This window comes from Pedobacter sp. T50_32 (assembly GCF_057652195.1).
In genome coordinates this window covers 572,280-596,076 of the sequence record NZ_JBYFBY010000001.1, presented here as the reverse complement: position 1 = coordinate 596,076, position 23,797 = coordinate 572,280, and the positions used below count along the sequence as shown (strand labels likewise).

Here is a 23,797-nt window from a genome sequence, read left to right as displayed (position 1 = left end):
GATTATCCTTTAAATGCAGTGATAGAAATTTCTACATTAACTCCTTTAGGTAAACCTTTTACCGCAACTGTTTCCCTAGCTGGAAAATCGCTTTTAAAATAAGAACCGTAAATTTCATTTACTTCTGCGAATAAAGACATATCAGATAAGAAGATAGTTGTCTTAATGATATGCTCAAACTCGTACTCCGACTCTACTAGAACGGCTTTAATGTTTCGCATTACTTGATGAGTTTCTTCTTCTAAAGTAGCGTTGTTTAATTCGCTGTTTTCTGGGTTAATAGCAATTTGACCAGATGCAAATAAGAAACCGTTAGCAACAATAGCTTGGCTATATGGGCCTATTGGTTCTGGAGCATTAGATGTATAAATAACTTTTCTCATTTTAACTTTTTAGATTGATTAAATTTTTGACCATGTAAGGATAACATGGCTATAAATACCTCTACAAATTTAGATATAAAAAAAGTCCCGACGCTATGTCGGGACTTTTTTTATAATGTTATACTTTTAAGAAAGATTAGTTTCTTGAAGTTTCAACACGACGGTTTTGGATACGACCTTCTTCTGTATCGTTAGAAGCAATTGGTTTAGTTTCGCCAAAACCTTTAGTAGCTACACTGCTAGCGCTAACGCCAGAGTTCACTAAGTAAGTTTTAACAGAGTTAGCTCTGTCTTTAGATAACTTCATGTTGTATGCAGCAGTACCTTCGCTAGAAGCATGACCTCCAACTGTTACTTTACCACCGTTTTCACGCAATACTGAAGATAATTTATCTAAAGTTGGGTAAGATTCTGTTTTCAAAACTGAGCTATTGAATTCAAAACCGATAGTTTCGAAACCAGTAACACCAGTACCAGCGTTATTGTTGTTTACAACTTGCTCAGGGAATTTGATTGTACGACCTGAACCATCAACTACAGCACCTGGAGCTGAATTAGGCTCTTTGTCAAACATATCAGCAACACCATCACCATCGCTATCTTTTTTCAAATCATCAACTGATTTTTCAACGTTAGCAACACGGTTTTTCAAAGCCTCAACTTCTTGACGTAATGAAGGATCTTTCAATTCATCATACATCATAGCTAATGGGTTAACCCAATCCAAGTTTGGTTTTGCTTTAGAACCTAATGAGAATTCTAAACCAGCTGAAGTATAAGAGAATTTATCGTTAGAAGGCATTTTAGCATAAGTTCCATCGAAGTTATCACCATCAACAAAGTTCATTGTATAAGCTAAGTTGAAAGATACACGATCAGAAACTTTAAACTTAATACCAGCACCTACTGGGATATAAGCTTGTTTTACATAAGAATCACCACCAGTAGCTTCTTTAACATCTTTCCAGTTAGTTGTTACGTTAGCATTGTTAGTTACAATTGGATTGTAAGCAGCAACACCATAACCAGCTGTTACGAAGAAGTTTACTGAATTTTCACGACGTAAGAAGTCAACAGTTGCAACATTTACAACACCTCTTAAATCTACAGCGTACTGTAACTCAGTTTCAAATTTCTCGTTCGGACGACCAGCTTTTTCGTTGTGTCCAGAAACTTTACCACGGAAAACATTACCCTCTAAGCCAAAAGCATGACCTAATTGCTTACGCAAAGAAAGACCATAACCTAAATTAACATCCCAGTTAGAGAAATCATTAGCGCCACCAGTTACAACAACAGGAGCTAAAACACCCGCGTTAACACCCAATGACCAAGTTCTGTACTGCGCTCTACCACCAAATACCTTGGCAGAAGAGTTGGTTGCAGGTGCATCTTGAGCGCTAGCTAGAGAAGAAACTCCTACTAATGCTACTAAAGAAGCTGCAACGCCCTTTTTTAAAGTAGAATAATTCATAATTTTCTTTTTAAGGTTAAACAAAATATTTTATTGTATAATTTTTTGTCTTACAAAATTAAACAAATTTTTATTATCTCAAAACCTTTGTACAAACTCCGTTCCAAACAAACGCAGTTTTAGTAATAATTCTTAAAACCTATGGTTTTAACCTGTAAATCAATACTTTGAAACACAACAGCCCAACTGTTCTAATATTAACTAAATAGTTTAAAATATTGTATTGTACAAAACACACTATGTAGCATCAGTCCTAAAATATATACAATGAATATAGTACATCAAATCCATTTTTCTATAAAACTATACAAGTTAAAATTACCCTCTAACCTACTTTGTTTAATTTCGTGTAGTAGTTCCATTTTATCAAGACCAAGCATTCGTCTTGTTTGAATTAGCTTATATGCATGCTCTGCCAAAAGATAGTTTTTGTCAATTCCGAAATTTTCAGGTTTCGTGTTTTCTATCCATTCACAAAGCAGGTCTATTCCTAATTGTTTATCAGCGACCGTTTTAAACACCGGAATTTTTTGATGCTGGTCATTAACCATCTTCTTCAGCCTATTTGCAAAAGCATCAGCACCATCTCTGTCTGCCTTGTTAACCACAAAAGCTTGTGCTACCTCCATCAAGCCAGATTTTATATGCTGTATCTCATCTCCAGCTTCCGGCACCAAAACTAAAACTGTCTTATCAGCCAAGCCAGCCACTTCAATTTCAGATTGTCCTACACCAACTGTTTCAATAATAATGAGATCAAAATTAGCGGATCTAAGCACGTCAACCATTTCTATCGTTTTGGCAGACATGCCGCCCAACGAACCCCTTGTAGCAACGGATCGAATAAAAACATTTGTATTGTTGAAGTGTTTATTCATGCGAATCCTATCTCCCAACAGCGACCCGAAATTGAATGGGGAAGTTGGATCTACCGCCAGCACAGCAATTTTTTTGTCTTTCTTAGAAAACTCCGCTATTATCGCATTCACTAATGTACTTTTTCCTGCTCCAGGAGGTCCTGTAATTCCAATTACTGGAACTTCGCTTTTTATGGCAAGGCATCTTAACAACTCTCCAGCTGGAGGAATGTTATTTTCAACCAGTGTTAAAGCTCTAGCCAACGACAGAAAATTACCATCATTAATTTCCTTCCCTAATTTCTCGATATCAATATTTCTAGAAACCATATTGGCAAATAAACACAATTAATCAATTAGATGTAATAGAATGCTTTAATATATTATAATGACAGAAGATTTTTTTAAATCCGTAACTTTGTTTTCTTATACATTTAGATGAAAATATATTTTAGATTATTATCATTTGCTAAACCCATTGAGAAATTTGCGATCCCTTATGTTATCGCAACGCTATTGTCGGTTCTGTTTGGCACATTGAATCTAGCCCTTTTATCCCCTTTGTTTGAAACCTTATTGAATGCAAAGCAATCGACATTAATGAGTAGCATTGATGCCCAGTCGTCTTCAGGTTTTGATATTTTAGGAACATTTAGAGAGTTCGTTAACAATTCTATCAATTCTAATGGTACAGAGCGCACACTGGTTTACGTTTGTATTGTTATTGTGATTTCCGTTCTACTTTCTAATATATTTAGATACTTATCTCAAAGAACAATGGAAGACCTCAGGGTGCATACGCTACTAAACTTCCGAAGAACTGTCTTTAACAATGTGATGAACCTACATATTAGCTACTTCAACAATGAACGCAAAGGCGATATCATATCTAAGGTAGCCTCTGATGTCCAAGTTGTGCAGTTTACTGTAACCAATACGCTTCAAGTTGTCTTTAAAGAACCCCTTCAACTGATCTTCTACATTGTGCTGTTGTTTAACATTTCTGTTGAGCTTACCCTACTTTCATTAATCGTCATCCCTATTGCAGGCTTTATCATCAGCAAAATTGTAAAACGGTTAAAAAGACAAGCAAAAGAGGCGCACGAGTCTTTTGCCAAAATGATTGGATTTTTAGATGAAGCTCTTGGGGGAATAAAAATTATCAAAGCCTTTAATGCTACCGAACGGACAAAGGAAAAATTTAACGATGAGAACGTCTTTTACTCTAACTTAAACCGTAAAATGGTGCGACGCCAACAATTGGCTTCTCCGGTTTCAGAGTTTTTAGGTGTTTTAATGGTTGCTTTTATAGTTTGGTACGGCGGAACCCTAATTTTAAACAATGACGAAAGTGCATTAGCTGCGGCTGATTTCATTGCATACATTGCCATTTTCTCTCAAGTAATGCGTCCTGCAAAAGCGATAGGAAATTCTTTTAGTGGTATACATTCGGGCATCGCAGCAGGCGAAAGAGTATTAGACCTTATAGATACCAAACCTGAATTCGCAAATAAAACTGAAGCAGAACCTTTGGGAAATTTTAGCCAAAGCATCTCATTACAAAATGTTAGTTTCTCTTATGCTGACAAGGACGTACTTAAGAATATAAATCTGGAGATTAAAAAAGGGACAACAGTGGCACTTGTAGGACCCTCAGGAGGGGGAAAAAGCACGTTAATGGATTTACTACCTCGTTTTCACGATCCAAAAAACGGCACCATTAAAATTGATGGGCACGACTATAGAGATTTAACCGTTGAAAGTCTTCGCAATCAGATGGGTATCGTAAACCAGGAATCATTTTTGTTTAACGACACTATCTTTAACAATATCGCCTATGGCAAACCCGATGCTACAGAAGAAGAAGTAATTAACGCTGCTAAAATAGCGAACGCCCATGAGTTCATTATCAACGCTGAAGACGGTTATCAAACTTTCGTAGGCGACAGGGGTAACAAATTGTCTGGTGGGCAGAGACAGCGTGTTTGTATTGCTAGAGCAGTACTTGCAAATCCGCCAATTATGCTATTAGACGAAGCTACTTCCGCCTTGGATACAGAATCAGAAAAGTTAGTTCAGCATGCCCTCAATAATTTAATGCAAAACAGAACTTCTATCGTGATTGCACATAGGTTAAGTACTATACAGCACGCAGATACCATTGTTGTTATCGACAAGGGAGAAGTAGTAGAAGAGGGCAGCCATAGTGAGCTCTTAGCTAAAAAAGGGTTGTATCATCGGTTAATTGAGATGCAAACCTTTAATGACTAAAAGCGATACCGTCCAAGCAAAAATAACAATTATTCAGAGCAACCTAAATGATATCTGAGGAAAAACCCTTGATTTCTATCGCATTATGCACCTATAATGGCGACAAGTACCTTAAGCAGCAGCTTGATAGCTTGGTGTCGCAAACCTATCGTCCAATTGAAGTTGTGATAACCGATGATGCTTCTCAAGACCAGACCCTAGAGATTTTGAACGAATATGCAGCAAAGTATAATTTCTTCAAAGTTCATCGGAATGAAAAAAATCTGGGGTTTACTAAAAATTTTGAAAAAGCGATATCACTTTGTTCTGGTGATCTAATTGCCTTGTGCGATCAAGATGATATTTGGTTACCCGAGAAACTAAGTGTATTGGCAGATCAGATTGCAGATAAGGATCTTATCTATCACGACTCTTGTTTCATTGATGAAAATGATAAGCCGATCAAGTATAAAAAAATGAGTGAGCACTATGGTGTATATGATGGCGAATCTAATCTACCTTTTGTGATCGGAAATTGTGTTCCAGGGCATACCATGCTTTTCAAAAAAACATTGCTGAAAGGCATTTTTCCCTTGAAAGAAGGGTTTTATCACGACTGGTGGATTGTATTTGTTGCGGCTACAATTGGCAAAATTAAAGCTGTACCGAATGTATTGGTGATGTACAGGCAACATGGCCTTAGTGTAACCGACTCTTTAAGTTTAAAATCTCCACGCAAAGAAATCATCGCAAATGACGATTTATATTTCGAACTGCCTTGGATTGAACATTGTCTGACTTTTCCGGGATTGAAAAACAAGAGAGAAATTGAAAAGATTTACAAGCAATTAAAAGCATATAGGAAGGGCGAGCGGGGTTTTAAATTATTTTTCTTCATGCTTAAGTATTATTATTTACTTTTCTACTTTAGCGCAAACAGAAAAAAACCACCGTTAAGCCGTTTAAATAAGATAAGAAAAATTAGTTTTTATAAGTCAATTAATAGCAACCATGAAAATTAGCTTCGTAATCCTTACTTGGAACAGGTACAAATTCCTTGATAAATGCTTATCTGAATTACTACCTGCAATTGGTACAACTCACCAATCTGAAGTTATCGTAATGGATAACGGCTCTACTGATCGTACGCCTGAAGTTTTGGAGAAATACCGAACTAATCCGGTCGTGAAGATTATTACGAGGACGAAGAATTATGGCCTAAACGCATACAAAAAGCTGTTTTCGGTCACTAAGGGAGAGTATATCGTAATTGTAGATGATGATGTCTTAAATTTTCCAGAAAATTTGAGCGAGTTATTTATCGACTACCTGAAAGAATTTCCTGATTACGGTTTTATAGCTTTAAATGTTATTCAAAATGAACTTACAAACGGAGCTAAACCAACCGAAGAACACTATACTACCGAAACCAGAAATGGTAAACACATAGAGTTTGGACCCACAGGAGGCTGGTGTGCTTGCTTTAAAAAGAGCAATTATAGCAAAATTAAGCTTCGCTTTTTATTTACCAATCTTAATATGGCTAAAAGCGAAGATGGGCTAATAGCTAGTTTATTTGCCAAGAAGCTAAAACTAAAATCTGGAATTATAAAAGACCATTATTGCTTACACGCATGTGGTCCGCATTATGCAAAAGAGTATGGTCATTTAGATAGAGAAATAGAAAAATACAAGACTTCTGGCCTGCATAATATGGCAGAAAACTATAAAAACTATTAGGATATTTTCTCTCCCAGCTTTTGTCGCTGAAACTCTTTTTAGGAAGTTTGATGTTTGAATTTTCTGTTTTTAAAACCAAAACCTTTGGCAATAAATTGTTTATTTTCTCTGCCTTTTTCGGTAATGCTTCAGTGAAAAAAAGGTAAGTTTAAGATAAGATTTAAGACTTATTTTACGATGTTTGTAATATTGCGAAATAACAGAGTTTATCTCGTTTAAACGATATCCATTATCTATTAAGAGTAAAATGGCTTTTTTAAATGTCTTTTTTTCTATTTGAGATGGTAAGCTGCTGCTGGCTTCTAACTTATCGATCGGCAAAACATCTATCCACTTTCTGTGTAGCTTTAATGATTCGACTAACCATTCTTTACTGAAATTCCCATCAGAAAAATGATCTATAAGAATTTCAAAAGTAACGCCAACTTTATATCTCAATCCTACATTTATACAAAAATCTAGGTCGTAAGCATGAAATCCATTAAACGTGTTTTCATCAAAAGGATGTTGTTTAACAATATTCTTTTTTGTGCAAAACCACATCCCGTCTACTGTTGCAACTTCTTCTAGGCTAGCGTTGGTTGGGTTAAAGTAAACCCTTTCTCGAGGCTTATTGGCATATTTGTAAGTTTGAATGTAGTTAATAAATACGATGTCCTCATGTTGATATTCGGCTCCCCAACCCGACAGGGCTGCTGATTTATACTTGCAGCCAGCTAGACCAATAATGCCAAAATCCTCATTTCTACCAAAGATATCTAGTATTTTCTCTCCCCAATTTTGCGTTTCGATACAGATATCTTCATGCATATAACATAAATACTCAAACCGTGCTTGTTCGGCACCCCAGTTATAGATGTCACAAAGCCCTTTTTCTCCGTTTGAGTTATCAAGCGAAATAATCTCATACTCGGTTCCAATCGTACTAGCAATGTTGAGTGAGACATTTTTAAATAGTTCTTTATCGGCAGAGGCGATTATTATAGAAATCATAAAACGATCTTAATGCTATCACACCATGTTATTTAACAATACTAGGATAGCGGTAGAAATAAACCTTTATTGTTTATAGCAAAAGATATTTAATGCCATATCGAACCTTTCGCAGATTAAAAAAGTATCGTTAAACGGATTAGCCCTTACACTAGATTCTTTTATATAATAATGAAACCCAGCCTTCCTCACAATATCTAAAAGCTCATGTAGCGTTTGTGGGTTGGTTACATCATTGTGGTATTCAAAGAAAAAGGAACCAAGTGCAGACAGTTTAGATTTGCAATCGTTTAGTACCACATTTTCTGCGCCTTCTATATCCAATTTTAGGAAGTCAACATCTTCCGATAGGTAGTCTAACAATCGTACAGTTTCTACTTCTACTGGAACTTGTTCTTTATAAGAAGATTCTACCCTCCCTCCCAGACCGCCATCGGTATAAAATTTCAAAACTTCTTCTTTATCCCAAACAGCTTTATTAAACAAGCTAACATTTTTCAGTTCAAATGTAGCCACATTCTCCTTCAGTATCTCGAAAACCTTTGTATCTGGCTCGAAAGCTAGTATTTGGTGTTCAGGATAGTTTTGTGCAAAGTAAAGGACACTGAGACCCATATTTGCACCACAGTCCAAAATAATTTTCTTATTCGGCTGCGATTTAAAATTATATACTTTATTAATGAAAATCTCCTCGTAAGTAACAGCGAAACTGATCCCGTCATTAAACTTAAATGGTCTATCAAATACGTTAGCATAACCAGTTGCGAATTGCTCATAATTGCGAATTCGTTGTAGTTCAACTTCTAATTTAGACATTTTAGATTTTCGAATTTTCTCAGCAATTATAGTTCTAAGTCCCATGAGGTATTGAAAATTAAAGTTTCTGGTTTATTTCTTTTTTAACTGACGGTATGATACAAAAAAAGAGGCTGATATCAATTACAGCCTCTTAAATTTTTATTTTAAGTAAATTAAATTACAATTTACGTTTTACTTCTACTTGTTCGTAAGCTTCTACAATATCTCCAACTTCAATATTGTTAAAGTTTTGGATATTCAGACCACACTCGTAACCCTTAGAAACCTCTTTCACATCGTCTTTATAACGTTTCAATGAAGCCAATTCACCTGTGTAGATTACCACACCATCACGTACGATACGGATTTTGCTATTCCTAGTGATTTTACCGTCTAATACCATACATCCTGCGATAGTACCAACTTTAGTGATTTTGAACGTCTCACGAATTTCAACGTTAGCAACAATCTTCTCTTCGAATTCTGGTGCCAACATGCCTTCCATAGCCGCTTTAATCTCATTGATTGCATCGTAGATGATTGAGTACAAACGAATATCGATTTGCTCTGCCTCAGCTAACTTACGTGCACCTGTTGATGGCCGTACTTGGAAACCGATAATGATCGCATCAGATGCAGAAGCTAACAATACATCACTTTCTGAAATTTGACCTACTGCTTTGCTGATTACATTGATCTGTATCTCCGGAGTAGAAAGTTTCAACAATGAATCTGCTAATGCTTCGATAGAACCATCCACGTCACCCTTGATGATCAAGTTTAACTCTTTAAAGTTACCAATCGCTAAACGACGACCAATCTCTGCCAAAGTGATATGTTTCTGCGTACGCAATCCTTGCTCACGCATTAATTGTAAACGCTTGTTCGCAATATCTCTAGCTTCAGTTTCACTTTCTAAAGCATTAAATCTATCTCCTGCAGTTGGTGCACCTTGCATACCCAATACCTGTACTGGTACAGATGGACCTGCTTCGTTTACCTTAGCACCACGTTCGTTAAATAATGCTTTTACTCTACCACTGTAGCTACCTGCTAAAATTGGATCTCCAACTCTTAAAGTACCACCTTGTACTAAAACCGTAGTTACAATACCACGTCCTTTATCTAAAGTAGCCTCAATCACAGTACCAGTAGCACGTTTGTTAGGATTAGCTTTTAACTCTAATAATTCAGCTTCTAATAATACTTTATCTAATAGTAAGTCTACGTTTAAACCGCTCTTACCTGAGATTTCTTGTGATTGATATTTACCACCCCAATCCTCAACTAAGATATTCATTACAGATAACTGCTCGCGAATTCTATCTGAGTTTGCTCCTGGTTTATCAATTTTAGTAAATGCAAATACTAAAGGAACACCCGCCGCTTGTGCGTGGTTAATTGCCTCCTTAGTTTGTGGCATCACCGCATCATCGGCAGCTACTACAATAATTGCAATATCCGCAACTTTAGCACCACGAGCACGCATCGCTGTAAAGGCCTCGTGTCCCGGAGTATCTAAGAAAGTGATTTCTTTTCCGGCACTGGTAGTTACTTTATATGCACCAATGTGCTGTGTAATACCACCTGCTTCTCCAGCTACCACATTTGCTTTACGAATATAATCTAGTAATGAAGTTTTACCGTGATCTACGTGACCCATGATGGTAACCACAGGAACTCGCGGACTTAAATTCTCTTCAGAATCTTCCTCCTCAATATTGATATCTTCCTCTTCATCTGGTTTTACGAATTGGATTTCGTAACCAAACTCATCAGCAACGATGGTTAATGTTTCTGCATCTAAACGTTGGTTAATTGATACGAACATACCCAAGCTCATACAAGTTCCAATAATTTTGGTTACAGGCACGTCTATCATGTTCGCCAATTCGTTGGCAGTAACAAATTCCGTTACTTTCAACACCTTCGATTGCAATTCTTCCTCTAATGCTGCTTCTTCTGCCGAAAGCGCCACATCATCACGTTTTTGACGACGAAGTTTAGCTCTCTGTGCAAATTTACCAGATTTACCCGCACCGCTTAAACGAGCAAGCGTTGCCTTGATTTGATCTTGGATTTCCTTTTCTGTTGGTTCCTCTTTTGGAGTATTTCCACCAGCAGCATTTCTATTTCCTTGATAACCTGGACGGTTATTATTTCTGTTACCTTGAAAGCCTCCACCTTGACCACCGCCAGGACGATTACCTTGATAAGGCGTTCTTTGACCTCCACCTTGTTGGTTACCACCGCCTTGCGCACCAGTTCCAGGCTGACCTTGTTGCTGTCCGCCAGCACCAGGAGCACCCGGTGTTTTCTTGCGTTTACGCTTACGTCTAGCATCAGCGTCACTAGAAGAAGATGCCACAGGCTGGTTTCTTCTATCTGGTGTAGTTGGCAATTCAATTTTACCAATAATATTTGGACCAGATAACTTCACCGAACGAGCTTTGATCACTTCGTCTTTCGGTGCCTCTACAGATTTTGCAGCAGGCGCTTCTACAGGTTTAGCTACCTCTACAGGCTTGCTTTCAACTTTTTCTTCTACTTTAACAGGCTCTACGGGCTTAGCAACAGGTTGCTCTTCCACTTTAGGCGCTTCCGCAACAGGCTTCTCCTCTTTCACAACAGGAGCGGGTGCAGGTGCAGGCGTAGGTGCTTCTTCTTTCTTAGCAGGACGTGTCTTAGGGTTTAAATCATTAAGATTGATTTTACCCACTACCTTAACTCCAGGACGAGAAGATTCCTCTGTTGTATCAGCAGGTTTAGTTTCTTCAACCTTTGGAGTTTCTTTAACTGGCTCTGCAGGTTTTTCTGCCGCAGGCTTTTCAATTACAGGTTTCTCTGCTGGTGTAAATTGATTAAGGTTCTTAATTAGAACGCCTTCACTTTCAAAATCCTGATTTTTCTTCGCAGGTTCAGGAGTTTTTTCTATTGTTACTTCAGGTTCATCGCGACGAATTTTGCCAATAACTATTTGGTTAGCCTCTTCTTTAACAATTTTATCTCCTTGAAACTCTCTCAACAAGACATTGTATTGCTCGCCCGAAAGCTTGGTATTAGGCTTATTATCCACAGCATAGCCCTTCTTACCAAGGAATTCTACCGCGGTAGCGAGTCCTATGTTAAGCTCTTTTGCTGCTTTTAATAACATTATGGTTTTGTCGTCTGACATTGATTATCCTCTATTTTTTCTAATTATACAAAAGTAACGTTTATTCTTATTAATTCAAGTATCTAGCTCTTATTCAAATTCAGACTGCAAAATAGCGACTACCTCTTTAATTGTTTCTTCTTCTAAATCGGTACGTTTTACCAATTCATCTAAAGAAAGCGCTAGTACACTTTTCGCTGTATCTAAACCAATCGCTTTTAACTCGTCAATAATCCAGCTTTCAATTTCGTCTGAGAATTCTTCCAAATCCACATCCTCATCTTCTTCATCAGCTTCGCGATATACATCAATTTCATAACCGGTTAACTTACCAGCCAATTTAATATTGTGACCACCACGACCAATTGCTAATGACACCTGATCTGGCTTTAAGTAAACCGCAGCACGTTTAGTTTCATCATCTAATTTAATAGATGTGATTTTTGCAGGGCTTAAAGCACGTTGTATATATAACGAAATATTGTTCGTAAAGTTGATTACATCTATATTTTCGTTTTTCAATTCTCTAACGATACCGTGAATACGAGAACCTTTCATACCCACACAAGCACCTACTGGATCAATTCTATCGTCGTAAGACTCTACAGCAACTTTAGCACGCTCTCCTGGCTCGCGAACAATTTTCTTGATGGTAATTAAACCGTCGAAAATTTCTGGCACCTCCAATTCGAATAAACGTTGTAAAAATTCTGGAGCTACCCTTGAAATGATAATTTTCGGCGTAGCATTAATCATGTCTACTTTAGAAATTACCGCTTTAACCGAATCGCCTTTTTTGAAATAATCCGCAGGAATTTGTTCTGTTTTAGGCATTAACAACTCGTTTCCTTCGTCGTCTAATACCAAAGTTTCTTTTTTCCAAACTTGGTAAACCTCACCAGTTACAATTTCACCAACTCTGTCTTTATATTTCTTGAAGATTTCGTCTTTCTCCAGTTCTAAAACCTTTGAAACCAATGTTTGGCGAGCAGCTAATATCGCTCTGCGACCAAAACTTTCTAAGGTAATTTGCTCGATATAATCGTCGCCAACTTCCAAATCAGCATCGTACTGGTGTACTTCAGCTAACTCAATCTCTAGGTCGTCGTCTTCCGAGAAACCATCTTCCATTACCTTTCTGGTTCTCCAGATCTCCAAATCTCCATTATCTGGGTTCACAATCACGTCGCAGTTTTCATCTGTTCCGTATTTTTTACGCAACATACTACGAAACACCTCTTCCAACACGCTAATTACCGTAGGGCGGTCGATGTTCTTAAAGTCTTTAAACTCTTGAAAAGAATCGATTAAATTAATATTGTTCATTTTTTACTTAAATGAAATTAAAACCTTTGTTTCTGTTATATCATTCAATGCAATTTGGCTACTTACCATTTGCACTTTTTTACCTTTTTCTTTCACTGCTTCTTCGATGGTAACGTGATTTTCATTAACCTCAGTGAGCTTTCCTTCTTTAGTAGTACCATCAGCTAATTTTACAGCCAAGGTTCTGCCTATATTCTTTGCGTATTGCCTATTTAACACCAAGGGCTCGCCAACGCCGGGAGAAGAAACTTCTAAATTATAAGCGGTTTCAATGGTATTCTCCTCTTCTAAATGAAAGCCAACGTGCCTGCTGATGGCCACACAATCTTGTATACTTATCCCTTGATCACCATCAACATGGATGATTAACTTATTGTTCGGCAACATTTTCACAGCTACCAAAAACAGCTCTGGTCTATCTGCAATTTTTTCTTCTACCAGCTCTCTAACTATCTTTTCTACCTGCATAGTATAAATTATTGCTAAATAAAAAGAGGGGACACTCGTCCCCTCTTTTCTTGTTTTGCCCTGCAAAGGTAAAAAAATATTTTTAATTTAAAGAATCAAATCACTCTTAGCGTGAATGTATTAGAAGTTAAAACGGGCTCCAAAAGAAACATCTAAGCGAGCCATACTTTCTTTTTGGTTGTCTGGCAAAGTTTCTGTAACCGACATATTTCCACTTTTATAAGTAAGTTTACTCAACACACCTCCAACTATAGATAGCTGTGCGCCTAATGCAAAATGTTTAGTAATCTGATAATCATATCCTGCATCTAAAGCAGAACCCACCGTGCCCCCTGTAGTTTCAATTCGCATACCGGTATTACTTTGGTATCCCATATAACCAATAGCCAAATTAAAAAGAAACATGTGCTTTTGGCTAGGGCTTTCATACTTTGTAGCAAAGCTTGGCCCTATAAAGGTATTGACAAGTCTAGTTTCTTCAATGCCTTGAGCTATCATCATTTCATCATAAAACATAGTACTATTTGAAGACCTAAATTGGTTAAACTTCAACCCTAACCCCCAAGTTGGTCTAACAAAATAAGTTACATCGCCACCGTAATGATATCCTGATTTTAGTTCAGAAACATGGTTTCGAAGCTCAGCAGGTACTGCATCAGAGGTTTTTGCTAACAACTGACTAAAGCCTCCTTGTAGCGCAATACGAAAACGTTGACCGCTTATTGTTTGTTCAGTAGCATTTTGCGCATTTGCGTTAATTACTACTGCAGTGAGTAGCAAAAAAAATAATTTCTTCATTTTATAATTTAGATGATTTTAAATAGTTGTTGTGAAGATAGAGAATAGGTTTATTGCAAACAAAAAATTAATGCTCTAAAATTGGTGGGCTACTTGCCAATTTATCTCCTTTAGCTCTTACAATTTTACTTACCCTACTCATTAACCAGATACTGATGATCGTAATGACCACAATGATGTAAGCTACCATATCGTAATGCTGTAGTGGTTGTCCTTTACCAGACTGCGTAACGATCAAGCCGGAAGCAGTAGCAGCAACACCGCCCGCAATTTGTTGTAGCGAAGAGTTGATACTCATAAAAGCTCCACGATCTTCTGGCTCTGGAATAGCACTAGTTAATGCCTGAGACGGGATCATTCTGCTCATAATTCCGGCCATCATTAACACATTTAAAATCATTACCCAAATAAATGGCGTAACCGAAAGGTTGGTATAAATTACGCACATCACCATCATCCAAATAGATGCTACAGCAAATATTTTCAGCTTGCTTATTTTATCGCTAAGCCTGCCTACCATTGGTAATATAAGTAGCGAGCTCACACCAGAAACCATAAACAACATCGGCAACTGACTTTCGGTAATTCCTAAATTGTTGATGGCAAAAGCACTTCCGAAAGGCATCATCATAAAGCCACCAATAGAAAGTAGCGCAGTTGACGTAAAGCCAATTCTGTGTTTCTTCTGGATTACCGTATGCCATAAATGTGCAATTGCAGATTTATTTCTTTGGATCAATAGATGTTCTTTTACAGGTTTTAATTGAAAGGCGATGAGTATGGCAATTACTATAGCTATGCCAACTACCAACCAAAAAGGCGCTTCCCAACCCCAAATGTTTGCAAGGTAAAGTCCAATGGGCACACCCAAAACCTGACTGGCACCAAAAGCCATTTGCACAAAGCCCATTACCCTGCCACGTTGTTGCAAACTAAATAAATCGGTAACTATGGCCATAGATATAGAGCTAATTACCCCACCAAAAAGCCCGGTAATAATTCTGGCAGCAACTAACTGAATGTAGGTATGTGCTAAACCACAAAAAGCGGTTCCTAAAATAAAACCGATATAGAAGAAAAGTAGCAACTTTTTTCTATCGAATTTATCTGCAAAGCCAGCGGTTAATAGGCCCGAAAGACCTGCACTAAAGGCGTAAGCCGAAACTGCAATTCCAAAATCGGTTGGGCTTAGGCTTAGCGACTTCATCAAAATATCGCCCAATGGCGACATGACCATAAAATCTAAGATAACGGTAAATTGGGTTACTGCCAGTAAAAAAATAACAAGTTTTTGATAGGCAGAAAAAGTACTCGATTGCTTTGTTGACATTTATTGGGGATTGCAGCGCAAAGATAACCTATCGCCGCAATATTTTTTCTTTCCACTTAATGTTGTGCCCCAAATCTGATTTTAAAATATCGCTGGTTTTACCGAAAGATGATTGCAGTACAGTTCTAATTAAATATTTGCGATTCTTAACAAAAGCGCTGTCTGGCGTAAAAAGCAGGTCGGCTCCAACTACCGAAAGCTTTCCATCAATATCTTTATCCTTATCAGGGAAGTCGTCATCTATCTGAACGATATTGACTAAATTAGCATCAACAGCCTTGTTGTTAAGTGCTTGCTTTAGCTGGAATAAATTGGCTTCTTCAATTCCTGTGAAAACAATTTTACTGCTATCGCTGGAAAAAGCGATGCTTAAATCCTTTTCCTTGTTAAAAGTACAGGAAGCAAAAAATAAACAACAAGCTGCGAATAATGTTATCTTGCTAAACATTTAACTAAGTTACTATGATTAAACTAATTTTTGAAGTACTATTAATGGGTTTGGCCATGATGATTGGCGCATTTTTAGTTCCTGGTGTTTCTGTAGATGGTTACGGAAGCGCAATTATCGCAGCCATCTTGGTGGCTCTTGCTAACGCTACAATAGGTTTAGTGTTGAGATTTTTTACCTTTCCGTTAAACATCCTCACGCTTGGCTTAGTCTCTTTTATTATTTCGGTGTTGATGATTTTGTTGGTTGATAGCTGGATGAAAGGCTTTAACACCTCTGGATTTTTATCTGCAGCAATTTTAGCTATTGTGGTTACCATTATTAAAATGATATTGGATGCTGCATTTGGGATGGAGAAATCTTAGTTTAAAAATATCTCATCACCTTAGACGCCTGAGTTCACTTTAGTTTTGGTTTCGGATAAAACACCTTAAATAACCATATAAGATATATAAGTTAGCGTTAGGCTTAAATGAACTTATATGTCTTATATGATCGAAAATTACTTTGAGATATTTTCTGATGCGGACCTGAGCTCCTGCTATTGGCAAAATGAAAACTTAGGATTTCTTAAGTGTCTAAGGTGGTATTTAAATTACGCTAAAATACTTCTGCTAATTACCATCTTCTGTATCTCGGAAGTTCCCTCATAAATCTGCGTAATCTTTGCGTCACGCATTAATCGTTCTACGTGATATTCTTTAACGAAACCGTAGCCACCATGTATTTGCACGGCTTCTACAGTAACATCCATAGCAACCTTACTGGCAAATAGTTTAGCCATAGAACCTTCTAAAGTATAAGGCAAACCTTGGTCTTTTAACCAAGCCGCTCGGTGTACCAATAGCCTGGCCGCTTCAATTTGTGTAGCCATGTCAGCCAGTTTAAAGGCAATAGCTTGGTGGTCTGCAATAGGCTTACCAAAGGCTTTACGCTCTTGTGAATAGGCCAAGGCTAGTTCATAAGCTCCCGCCGCAATGCCTAGTGCCTGAGCTGCGATGCCAATTCTTCCCCCTTCTAGGGTTTTCATGGCGAATTTGAAGCCAAAGCCATCTTCACCAATGCGGTTTTCCTTTGGCACTTTTACGTCGTTAAACATTAGCGAGTGTGTATCAGAACCTCTAATGCCTAATTTATTTTCTTTAGGTCCAATGGTAAAACCGGGAGTTCCCTTTTCTACAATAAATACGTTAATGCCTTTATGCTTTAGTTCTTTGTGAGTTTGTGCAATTACCAAATAAGTGCTGGCTGTACTTCCATTGGTGATCCAGTTTTTGGTTCCGTTTAGCAGGTAATAATCCCCTTTATCTTCTGCTGTGGTTTGTTGCGAAGTAGCATCAGAACCAGCTTCTGGTTCAGAAAGACAGAAGGCGCCGATCTTTTCTCCAGTCGCTAGCGGTTTAAGGTATTTTTCTTTTTGCGCTTCGGAACCGTATTGTTCCAAACCGTAACAAACTAAAGAATTATTTACCGAGACAACCACAGAAGCGGAGGCATCTATTTTAGAAAGTTCTTCCATTACTAATACATAAGACACTGCATCCATGCCGCCGCCATTATATTTGGGGTCAACCATCATTCCCAAGAAGCCCAGTTCGCCCATGGCTTTTACTTGCTCGGCAGGAAATTTCTGATGCTCATCTCTTTCGATTACTCCTGGTTTCAGTTCATTTTGGGCAAAATCCCTAGCAGCTTGTCTAATCATTTGCTGCTCTTCGCTCAGTTCAAAATGCATAGTATTTTAAGGTATATTGGTTGATGTCAAATATAGCATTATTTGACATAATACTATGCAAACATAACAATTTTGTAGCAAAGATTTTCTTTCGCACCGAACAGATGTACTTAGTTACATGCAAAGGTTTGGATTAGTTAAACCCGATTGTAGCGGATCCCGATTTAAGCATCTGTTTTATTGTTTTCAAAGGTATGCTTGCATGTTGCATAAGTTCATCGGGAGAAGCGTAAAGCGGGACTGGAGAGACCATAATGCTCCAACAAACATTTTCTAATGAAAATGAAGCCTATAAAGAAATAGCTTAAATTTTATTTTAACAACCTGTTGTTGTCGTCTGGAAAAACCAAGATTGGTTCGTATTTCTTAGCCTCTTCTATCGGCAATGAACCGTAAGATATAATGATCAAAATATCGCCAATTTGAACTCTTCTTGCCGCGGCGCCGTTTAAGCATATCGCCCCCGAACCTCTTTCGCCTTTTATTACATACGTTTCGAAACGCTCGCCATTATTATTATTAACGATTTGCACTTTCTCATTTGCAATAATGTTGGCTGCATCCATTAAATCTTCATCGATAGTGATGCTACCCACATAGTTCAACTCGGCTTGGGTTACCCTTACACGGTGTATTTTCGATTTTAGAATCTCGATAATCATGGCGCAAAGTTAAGGATTAAGTTTTCAGTTTGCACTATACAGTTTTCAGTTTAACGTCACATTTAAACCACCTAAGCTGCCTTAGCTCATTTAAGCCCCAGGTTTTCTTAGATACCTAAGGCGATAGGAGAAAACTAATTAATAATTATGTTGTCTATCAGTCTAGTTTCGCCAACTTTTGCCGCTACCAATGCCACGGTATTTTGATGTGCCTTTTCTGCAATAGGTAAAAGCGTATCGCCATCTGCAATGGTCAAATAATCTAAAGCTACACCCGGAATTTCGTTGATAATATGTTTTGCTTGCTCCAACAAATCTGCAAGTGTATATTTATTGTAATTCTCTTCTATAAAAAACAAAGCTTTGCTTAAAACCAACGAGTGCTCCCTATCTGGTTTGCTGAGGTGGATATTTCTAGAGCTCATGGCCAAACCGTCGTCTTCCCGAATAATTGGACAGGTTACGATCTGCACATTGAGGTTTAGTGCGGTTACCATATTCTTAATCATCAGCACCTGCTGGAAATCTTTTTGACCAAAGAAAGCTACATTTGGTTTTACGGCATCGAACAACTTAAATACAATTTGGGTAACGCCTTGGTAGTGTCCTTTTCTAAATTCGCCTTCCAATACAAATTCTGCGCTTCCTAAATCAATTGCCCAACTTTCTGGTGTTGGATAGTTACGATACATTTCTTTAACCGCTGGCATAAATACAAAATTGCAGCCAGCTTCAGTCAACATTTTAATATCATGCTCCAACGGACGGGGATATTTCTCCAAATCCTTCGGGTCGGTAAATTGTGTGGGGTTCACAAAAATGCTGCAAACTACAATATCTGCCTGTTTTTGCGCTTCAGCAATTAACGAAAGGTGTCCGTTATGTAGCGCACCCATAGTAGGTACCAAGGCTATTTTTAATCCTTTTGCTTTCAAAGGCTTTAGTGAGCTTTCGAGTTGAGCAACGGTGGTTATTACTTCCAATATCTTGTGGTGTTTTGAAACCGCTAAATTGTACATTTCTGCATAACTTACAAAGCGGTAATAGCAAGATATTGATAAATATTAATATTTTCCGTACCTTTGCCCCTTGATAATCTTTAAATTAACAGTAATTTAATAATATATGGAGATGGCAAAAACGAAGCTACTGATTATTACCCATGAGATGTCGCCTTTCCTCGAACTCACCAAAATTTCTGAAATTACCCGCCAATTACCGCAAGCAATGCAAGAAAAAGGATTCGAAATCCGCATCTTGATGCCGAAGTTTGGTAACATTAACGAAAGAAGAAACAGGTTACACGAGGTGATCCGATTATCAGGGATGAACATCATTATTGATGACAATGACAACCCTTTAATCATCAAAGTGGCGTCTATACCAGCGGCTCGTATGCAAGTGTATTTCTTGGACAATGAAGATTATTTCCACAGAAAGTACGTGTTTAGGGATAAAGAAAACAAGTTCTACGCAGATAACGACGAAAGAACAATTTTCTTCTGTAAAGGAGCTTTAGAAACAGTTAAGAAATTAGGCTGGTCACCTGATGTGGTACACTGCCACGGTTGGATGACTGCACTAGTTCCTGCTTATATTAAAACTACTTACAAAAACGACCCAACGTTTAAAAATGCTAAGGTTGTTTACTCGGTTTATGAAAACTGCTTCGGCGAAAAACTGAATGCTGATTTCCACAAGAAGGCGATTATGAACCACATGACTGCTGACGATACTAAGGCTTTTACCGAAGGCGATTGCAACAGTTTACATATTGGCGCTATTACCCACTCTGATGCGGTAGTTTTTGCTGATGAGAAGGTTGATGATGCGGTGTTAAAATTTGTTAAAGATTCTAATAAACCAACTTTAGCCTTTAATTTAACCGAAAATTACGACAACTTCTATTCGTTTTACGAGGAAGTTACTAGTGATGAATTGGTTTCTATAGCATAATAAAAAGCTTTATTTAAGAATAAATATGAGATTTTTAAAATTAGACTTATTAACCCTGTTGATAAGTCTTTTTCTTTTCGCCTCATGCGAAAGTACTTCTACCATAGGATTGGAAGTAGATCCTGGCAGTGCCATTCAGGGCAACCTGATTGATACTGCAACAATTTCTTCTAGAACCGTACAAGAGGATGCTGCCGCAACAGGCGGACTTGCTCGTTATCCGTTTGGACATCTTAATGATCCGTTACTGGGCTCTACAGATGCTAGCTTAGCACTTGCAGTAAACCTACCAAATGACGCATACGACTTCGGAACAAATGCTGTTCTTGACTCGGCGGTTTTGGTTATGAATTTCAGCTCTGATTTTTATGGTGATAGTACTGTGAATTACAATATTGATGTTCATCAGTTAAGCAACAACTTAGCGAAAGAAACTTCCTTTTTAAGTTCTAAAACCTATGCAAAAGAAAGTAGCCTGTTGGCCACCTATAACGGCAAGGTTTTCCCTACTACGCCTTATAAAATAACAGACGTTGTTGCAGGGGCGCCAGATACCTTAAGAACTGTTACACCGCAAATTCGTCTTAAGCTAAATAACAGCTTTGTCACTAATAACGTGGTTGCTTTGCCTGCTGCAACTAAGAAATATAACTCTTATTTTCAACAGGCATTTAAGGGCTTACATGTACAAATTAGACCGAGTTCTACGGCGGCAATGGGCAGCGGAGGTATGATGTTCTTCAATTTTTCAAATGCAACTAGTAGCGTTTCGACTTCTGGATTGGTTTTGTATTACAAAAAACAAAATGCTACTACAGCCACCCAAACTGATACGGTTTCTATAAACTTCCCTGTTAGCAATACGATAGCTCCAGTTGCTACCACTGTTACACACACCTATTCTACAGAAGTTCAAGCACAATTAAATGCTCCGGCAACTCAGCAGTTTAGTTACACCTACCTGAAACCTCTTGGCGGATTAAGAAACAAACTTAGCTTTCCTTATTTGAAAAAGCTAAAAGCTGAAGTTGGTAAAATGGTGGTAAATAAAGCCGAACTTATTGTTGATTTAAGAAGCGGGACAGATGTAGCTCCATTTAGAGTTGCACCTCGCTTAGCCCTTTACAGATTTGACATTGCTGGACAGAGACAAAACTTGCCAGATAACGATGCAGGAGATGGGCAAACGTCTTTTGGGGATCCAAGAGCTAATCCTGCTACATTCGGTGGTTATTTCGACTCGGTTAACAAGCGCTATGTATTTTCAATAACTGCGTATATTCAAGATTTGCTAGATGGAAAGACCGAAGATTATGGTACTTTTTTAGCTGTAACTCCAGCAGCAGTTTTTCAAGTTTCACCTTCATTTAACACTGCTTCTCGTGCAGTTATCGGCAGCTTCAAGAAGAATCCCGCAGCCGGAGATAACCTTTTGAAACTCAACATTTACTATACGAAATCGAATTAGATTAAATTTCACGCAAACGTTTGATTAAATCACCCTAAAAAGATAATTTAGGGTGATTTATTTTTTTAACCCCCCGAAATTTATGTGTGGAATTGTAGGCTATATAGGCTTTAGAGAGGCTTGGCCGATAGTATTAAAAGGTCTAAAAAGACTGGAGTATAGAGGTTATGACAGCGCCGGAATTGCGTTGATTAACAATGATAATTTAAATATTTATAAGAAAGCAGGGAAGGTAAAAGAGCTCGAAGATTTTTCTGCCGGAAAAGATCTTTATGGCTCAATTGGCATGGGGCACACCCGCTGGGCCACTCACGGCGCACCCTCAGACAGAAATTCCCACCCGCACACTTCGCAAAAAGGAAACCTTAGTATCATTCATAATGGCATCATAGAAAACTATGCAACCTTAAAAGAAGAGCTCATTTCTAGAGGTCATTCTTTCAATAGTGATACAGATACAGAAGTACTGATTCATCTGATCGAAGACATCTATCAAAACAACAACATTGATCTTACCGAAGCGGTACGTTTGGCCTTAAATGAGGTGACTGGAGCTTACGCAATAGTAATTATGGACGAAGAAAATCCAAACCAGCTAATTGCCGCAAGAAAAGGTAGTCCGATGGTAATTGGCGTTGGTCAGGGAGAGTACTTTATCGCTTCAGATGCGACACCAATTGTAGAGTACACCAAAAACGTAATTTACCTAAACGATAACGAAATTGCTTTCTTGAAAAGAGACGAGCTAGAAATTAAGCGTCTGGATAATGTGGTGCAAACTCCATATATCCAAGAACTAGAATTGAAACTGGAGATGCTAGAAAAAGGTGGCTACGAACATTTCATGCTGAAAGAGATTTATGAGCAACCTCGTTCTATCCGCGATTGTATGAGAGGAAGGATCTATCCAGAAGAAGGAAAAGTACAATTAGGCGGAATTAAGGAGTTTGCAGATAAGTTGAAGAACATTGATAGAATTATCATTGTAGCTTGCGGTACTTCATGGCACGCTGGTTTAGTTGGCGAGTATCTTATTGAGGAATACGCTCGTATCCCCGTAGAAGTAGAATATGCTTCAGAATTTAGATATAGAAATCCAATTATTACAGAAAAGGATGTGGTAATTGCTATCTCACAATCTGGTGAAACTGCCGACACCATGGCCGCTATTGAAATGGCAAAAGAAAAAGGCGCTACCATTTTTGGAATCTGTAACGTTGTTGGCGCATCAATTCCTCGTATTACACATGCTGGTGTTTATACGCACGCAGGTCCGGAAATTGGCGTAGCTTCTACCAAAGCATTTACGGCACAAGTTACCGTACTTACGTTGATGGCTTTTTACATGGCACAACAAAAAGGCACACTTACCAATTCTAAGTTAACAGAACTACTTACCGAGTTAGATTGCATTCCAGATAAAATACAAACTGCACTACAATCTAACGACATCATTAAAGAGGTCTCTGCAAAGTTTAAGGATGCAAGCAACTGCTTATTCTTAGGTCGCGGCAGTGGTTTCCCTGTAGCTTTAGAAGGTGCTTTGAAGTTAAAAGAGATTTCTTATATCCATGCAGAAGGATATCCGGCAGCAGAAATGAAACATGGCCCAATTGCGTTGATAGATGAAGAAATGCCGGTGGTATTTATCGCTACTAAAAACTCATCTTATGAAAAAGTGATTAGTAACATACAAGAAGTAAAAGCAAGAAAAGGCCAGGTAATTGCCATTGTTACTGAAGGCGATACTGAGGTAAAGAAAATGGTAGACTACTGCATCGAGATACCTGACGCTAGCGAAGCATTCTTACCTCTTTTAGCTACAATTCCGCTACAGTTATTGTCTTACCATATAGCAGTAATGAGAGGTTGTAATGTAGACCAGCCTAGAAATTTGGCAAAATCTGTAACGGTTGAGTAAAATCAGCTGAAATTTGACATAAACGAGAAAGCCCCG

Annotated in this window: 21 protein-coding genes; 7 read left to right on the top strand and 14 right to left on the bottom strand. The window is 38.0% G+C overall.

The genetic code is table 11. The annotated features are described in order from the left end of the window. Positions 1–2: 2 nt before the first annotated feature. The 3 genes from AC23ME_RS02550 to meaB form a co-directional block, all read right to left on the bottom strand. Positions 3–383 carry a RidA family protein gene (locus tag AC23ME_RS02550; RefSeq protein ID WP_487726176.1) on the bottom strand — a complete coding sequence of 127 codons (381 nt, stop codon included), beginning with the start codon at positions 381–383 and terminating at the stop codon, positions 3–5. A gap of 136 nt (positions 384–519) precedes the next feature. Further along, a complete protein-coding gene (locus tag AC23ME_RS02545; protein ID WP_487726175.1) occupies positions 520–1,857 on the bottom strand; it encodes an OmpA family protein in 1,338 nt (445 codons plus the stop codon). Positions 1,858–2,138: 281 nt separating this feature from the next. Beyond that, a complete protein-coding gene (meaB, locus tag AC23ME_RS02540; RefSeq protein ID WP_487726174.1) occupies positions 2,139–3,044 on the bottom strand; it encodes a methylmalonyl Co-A mutase-associated GTPase MeaB in 906 nt (301 codons plus the stop codon). A gap of 108 nt (positions 3,045–3,152) precedes the next feature. Between meaB and AC23ME_RS02535 the strand changes: the two genes are divergently transcribed. Genes AC23ME_RS02535 through AC23ME_RS02525 form a run of 3 tightly spaced genes read left to right on the top strand, consistent with a single transcriptional unit; the run spans position 3,153 to position 6,704 of the window. Continuing rightward, positions 3,153–4,985, top strand: a complete 1,833-nt coding sequence (locus tag AC23ME_RS02535) for an ABC transporter ATP-binding protein (protein ID WP_487726173.1) — start codon at positions 3,153–3,155, stop codon at positions 4,983–4,985. Between the two features lie 47 nt (positions 4,986–5,032). After that, positions 5,033–5,986, top strand: coding sequence for a glycosyltransferase family 2 protein (locus AC23ME_RS02530; RefSeq protein WP_487726172.1), 954 nt, complete (start codon positions 5,033–5,035; stop codon positions 5,984–5,986). Further along, positions 5,976–6,704 carry a glycosyltransferase family 2 protein gene (locus AC23ME_RS02525; protein ID WP_487726171.1) on the top strand — a complete coding sequence of 243 codons (729 nt, stop codon included), beginning with the start codon at positions 5,976–5,978 and terminating at the stop codon, positions 6,702–6,704. The genes AC23ME_RS02530 and AC23ME_RS02525 overlap by 11 nt, the downstream gene beginning before the upstream one ends. A gap of 99 nt (positions 6,705–6,803) precedes the next feature. Here the strand turns inward: AC23ME_RS02525 and AC23ME_RS02520 are convergent, their stop codons facing one another. From AC23ME_RS02520 to AC23ME_RS02485, 8 genes are all read right to left on the bottom strand, one after another. Then, positions 6,804–7,697 carry a glycosyltransferase gene (locus tag AC23ME_RS02520; protein ID WP_487726170.1) on the bottom strand — a complete coding sequence of 298 codons (894 nt, stop codon included), beginning with the start codon at positions 7,695–7,697 and terminating at the stop codon, positions 6,804–6,806. 66 nt (positions 7,698–7,763) lie between these two features. Then, positions 7,764–8,513, bottom strand: a complete 750-nt coding sequence (locus AC23ME_RS02515; protein ID WP_487726169.1) for an FkbM family methyltransferase — start codon at positions 8,511–8,513, stop codon at positions 7,764–7,766. Between the two features lie 160 nt (positions 8,514–8,673). Then, entirely contained in the window at positions 8,674–11,670 is a 2,997-nt protein-coding gene (gene infB, locus AC23ME_RS02510; protein ID WP_487726168.1) for a translation initiation factor IF-2, read from the bottom strand. Between the two features lie 69 nt (positions 11,671–11,739). Next, positions 11,740–12,975: a transcription termination factor NusA gene (gene nusA / locus AC23ME_RS02505; RefSeq protein ID WP_308849836.1), complete on the bottom strand. Its 1,236-nt coding sequence runs from the start codon at positions 12,973–12,975 to the stop codon at positions 11,740–11,742. A gap of 3 nt (positions 12,976–12,978) precedes the next feature. Beyond that, positions 12,979–13,443: a ribosome assembly cofactor RimP gene (rimP, locus tag AC23ME_RS02500; protein WP_487726167.1), complete on the bottom strand. Its 465-nt coding sequence runs from the start codon at positions 13,441–13,443 to the stop codon at positions 12,979–12,981. Between the two features lie 120 nt (positions 13,444–13,563). Next, entirely contained in the window at positions 13,564–14,241 is a 678-nt protein-coding gene (locus tag AC23ME_RS02495; RefSeq protein ID WP_487726166.1) for an outer membrane beta-barrel protein, read from the bottom strand. Positions 14,242–14,308: 67 nt separating this feature from the next. Next, the gene (locus AC23ME_RS02490) at positions 14,309–15,571 is read right to left on the bottom strand and encodes an MFS transporter (protein ID WP_487726165.1); all 1,263 of its coding nucleotides are present in this window, start codon (positions 15,569–15,571) and stop codon (positions 14,309–14,311) included. 28 nt (positions 15,572–15,599) lie between these two features. Further along, the gene (locus AC23ME_RS02485; protein ID WP_487726164.1) at positions 15,600–16,019 is read right to left on the bottom strand and encodes a hypothetical protein; all 420 of its coding nucleotides are present in this window, start codon (positions 16,017–16,019) and stop codon (positions 15,600–15,602) included. A 17-nt stretch (positions 16,020–16,036) separates the two neighbouring features. Between AC23ME_RS02485 and AC23ME_RS02480 the strand changes: the two genes are divergently transcribed. Next, positions 16,037–16,384 carry a phage holin family protein gene (locus AC23ME_RS02480; RefSeq protein ID WP_487726737.1) on the top strand — a complete coding sequence of 116 codons (348 nt, stop codon included), beginning with the start codon at positions 16,037–16,039 and terminating at the stop codon, positions 16,382–16,384. A 230-nt stretch (positions 16,385–16,614) separates the two neighbouring features. On the opposite strand, the gene AC23ME_RS02475 is transcribed toward AC23ME_RS02480, so the two are convergent. The 3 genes from AC23ME_RS02475 to panC form a co-directional block, all read right to left on the bottom strand. Further along, positions 16,615–17,754: an acyl-CoA dehydrogenase gene (locus AC23ME_RS02475; RefSeq protein ID WP_487726163.1), complete on the bottom strand. Its 1,140-nt coding sequence runs from the start codon at positions 17,752–17,754 to the stop codon at positions 16,615–16,617. 311 nt (positions 17,755–18,065) lie between these two features. Then, positions 18,066–18,416 carry an aspartate 1-decarboxylase gene (gene panD, locus AC23ME_RS02470; protein ID WP_097133386.1) on the bottom strand — a complete coding sequence of 117 codons (351 nt, stop codon included), beginning with the start codon at positions 18,414–18,416 and terminating at the stop codon, positions 18,066–18,068. Between the two features lie 134 nt (positions 18,417–18,550). Then, positions 18,551–19,399 (bottom strand): pantoate--beta-alanine ligase, encoded by an 849-nt coding sequence (gene panC, locus AC23ME_RS02465; RefSeq protein WP_487726162.1) that lies wholly within the window; start codon positions 19,397–19,399, stop codon positions 18,551–18,553. 148 nt (positions 19,400–19,547) lie between these two features. Here panC and AC23ME_RS02460 point away from each other — a divergent pair, with 148 nt between their 5' ends. From AC23ME_RS02460 to glmS, 3 genes are all read left to right on the top strand, one after another. Beyond that, entirely contained in the window at positions 19,548–20,372 is an 825-nt protein-coding gene (locus tag AC23ME_RS02460; RefSeq protein ID WP_487726161.1) for a glycogen/starch synthase, read from the top strand. Positions 20,373–20,397: 25 nt separating this feature from the next. Continuing rightward, positions 20,398–21,840 carry a DUF4270 domain-containing protein gene (locus AC23ME_RS02455; RefSeq protein ID WP_487726160.1) on the top strand — a complete coding sequence of 481 codons (1,443 nt, stop codon included), beginning with the start codon at positions 20,398–20,400 and terminating at the stop codon, positions 21,838–21,840. A gap of 82 nt (positions 21,841–21,922) precedes the next feature. Then, positions 21,923–23,761, top strand: coding sequence for a glutamine--fructose-6-phosphate transaminase (isomerizing) (gene glmS / locus AC23ME_RS02450; RefSeq protein ID WP_487726159.1), 1,839 nt, complete (start codon positions 21,923–21,925; stop codon positions 23,759–23,761). The last annotated feature ends 36 nt before the right edge of the window (positions 23,762–23,797 follow it).

Bases quoted from the DNA above. Each gene is read 5' to 3' on its own strand.
- AC23ME_RS02550 (WP_487726176.1), bottom strand. From the start codon at position 383: ATGAGAAAAGTTATTTATACATCTAATGCTCCAGAACCAATAGGCCCA.
- AC23ME_RS02545 (WP_487726175.1), bottom strand. From the start codon at position 1,857: ATGAATTATTCTACTTTAAAAAAGGGCGTTGCAGCTTCTTTAGTAGCA.
- meaB (WP_487726174.1), bottom strand. From the start codon at position 3,044: ATGGTTTCTAGAAATATTGATATCGAGAAATTAGGGAAGGAAATTAAT.
- AC23ME_RS02535 (WP_487726173.1), top strand. From the start codon at position 3,153: ATGAAAATATATTTTAGATTATTATCATTTGCTAAACCCATTGAGAAA.
- AC23ME_RS02530 (WP_487726172.1), top strand. From the start codon at position 5,033: ATGATATCTGAGGAAAAACCCTTGATTTCTATCGCATTATGCACCTAT.
- AC23ME_RS02525 (WP_487726171.1), top strand. From the start codon at position 5,976: ATGAAAATTAGCTTCGTAATCCTTACTTGGAACAGGTACAAATTCCTT.
- AC23ME_RS02520 (WP_487726170.1), bottom strand. From the start codon at position 7,697: ATGATTTCTATAATAATCGCCTCTGCCGATAAAGAACTATTTAAAAAT.
- AC23ME_RS02515 (WP_487726169.1), bottom strand. From the start codon at position 8,513: ATGTCTAAATTAGAAGTTGAACTACAACGAATTCGCAATTATGAGCAA.
- infB (WP_487726168.1), bottom strand. From the start codon at position 11,670: ATGTCAGACGACAAAACCATAATGTTATTAAAAGCAGCAAAAGAGCTT.
- nusA (WP_308849836.1), bottom strand. From the start codon at position 12,975: ATGAACAATATTAATTTAATCGATTCTTTTCAAGAGTTTAAAGACTTT.
- rimP (WP_487726167.1), bottom strand. From the start codon at position 13,443: ATGCAGGTAGAAAAGATAGTTAGAGAGCTGGTAGAAGAAAAAATTGCA.
- AC23ME_RS02495 (WP_487726166.1), bottom strand. From the start codon at position 14,241: ATGAAGAAATTATTTTTTTTGCTACTCACTGCAGTAGTAATTAACGCA.
- AC23ME_RS02490 (WP_487726165.1), bottom strand. From the start codon at position 15,571: ATGTCAACAAAGCAATCGAGTACTTTTTCTGCCTATCAAAAACTTGTT.
- AC23ME_RS02485 (WP_487726164.1), bottom strand. From the start codon at position 16,019: ATGTTTAGCAAGATAACATTATTCGCAGCTTGTTGTTTATTTTTTGCT.
- AC23ME_RS02475 (WP_487726163.1), bottom strand. From the start codon at position 17,754: ATGCATTTTGAACTGAGCGAAGAGCAGCAAATGATTAGACAAGCTGCT.
- panD (WP_097133386.1), bottom strand. From the start codon at position 18,416: ATGATTATCGAGATTCTAAAATCGAAAATACACCGTGTAAGGGTAACC.
- AC23ME_RS02460 (WP_487726161.1), top strand. From the start codon at position 19,548: ATGGCAAAAACGAAGCTACTGATTATTACCCATGAGATGTCGCCTTTC.
- AC23ME_RS02455 (WP_487726160.1), top strand. From the start codon at position 20,398: ATGAGATTTTTAAAATTAGACTTATTAACCCTGTTGATAAGTCTTTTT.
- glmS (WP_487726159.1), top strand. From the start codon at position 21,923: ATGTGTGGAATTGTAGGCTATATAGGCTTTAGAGAGGCTTGGCCGATA.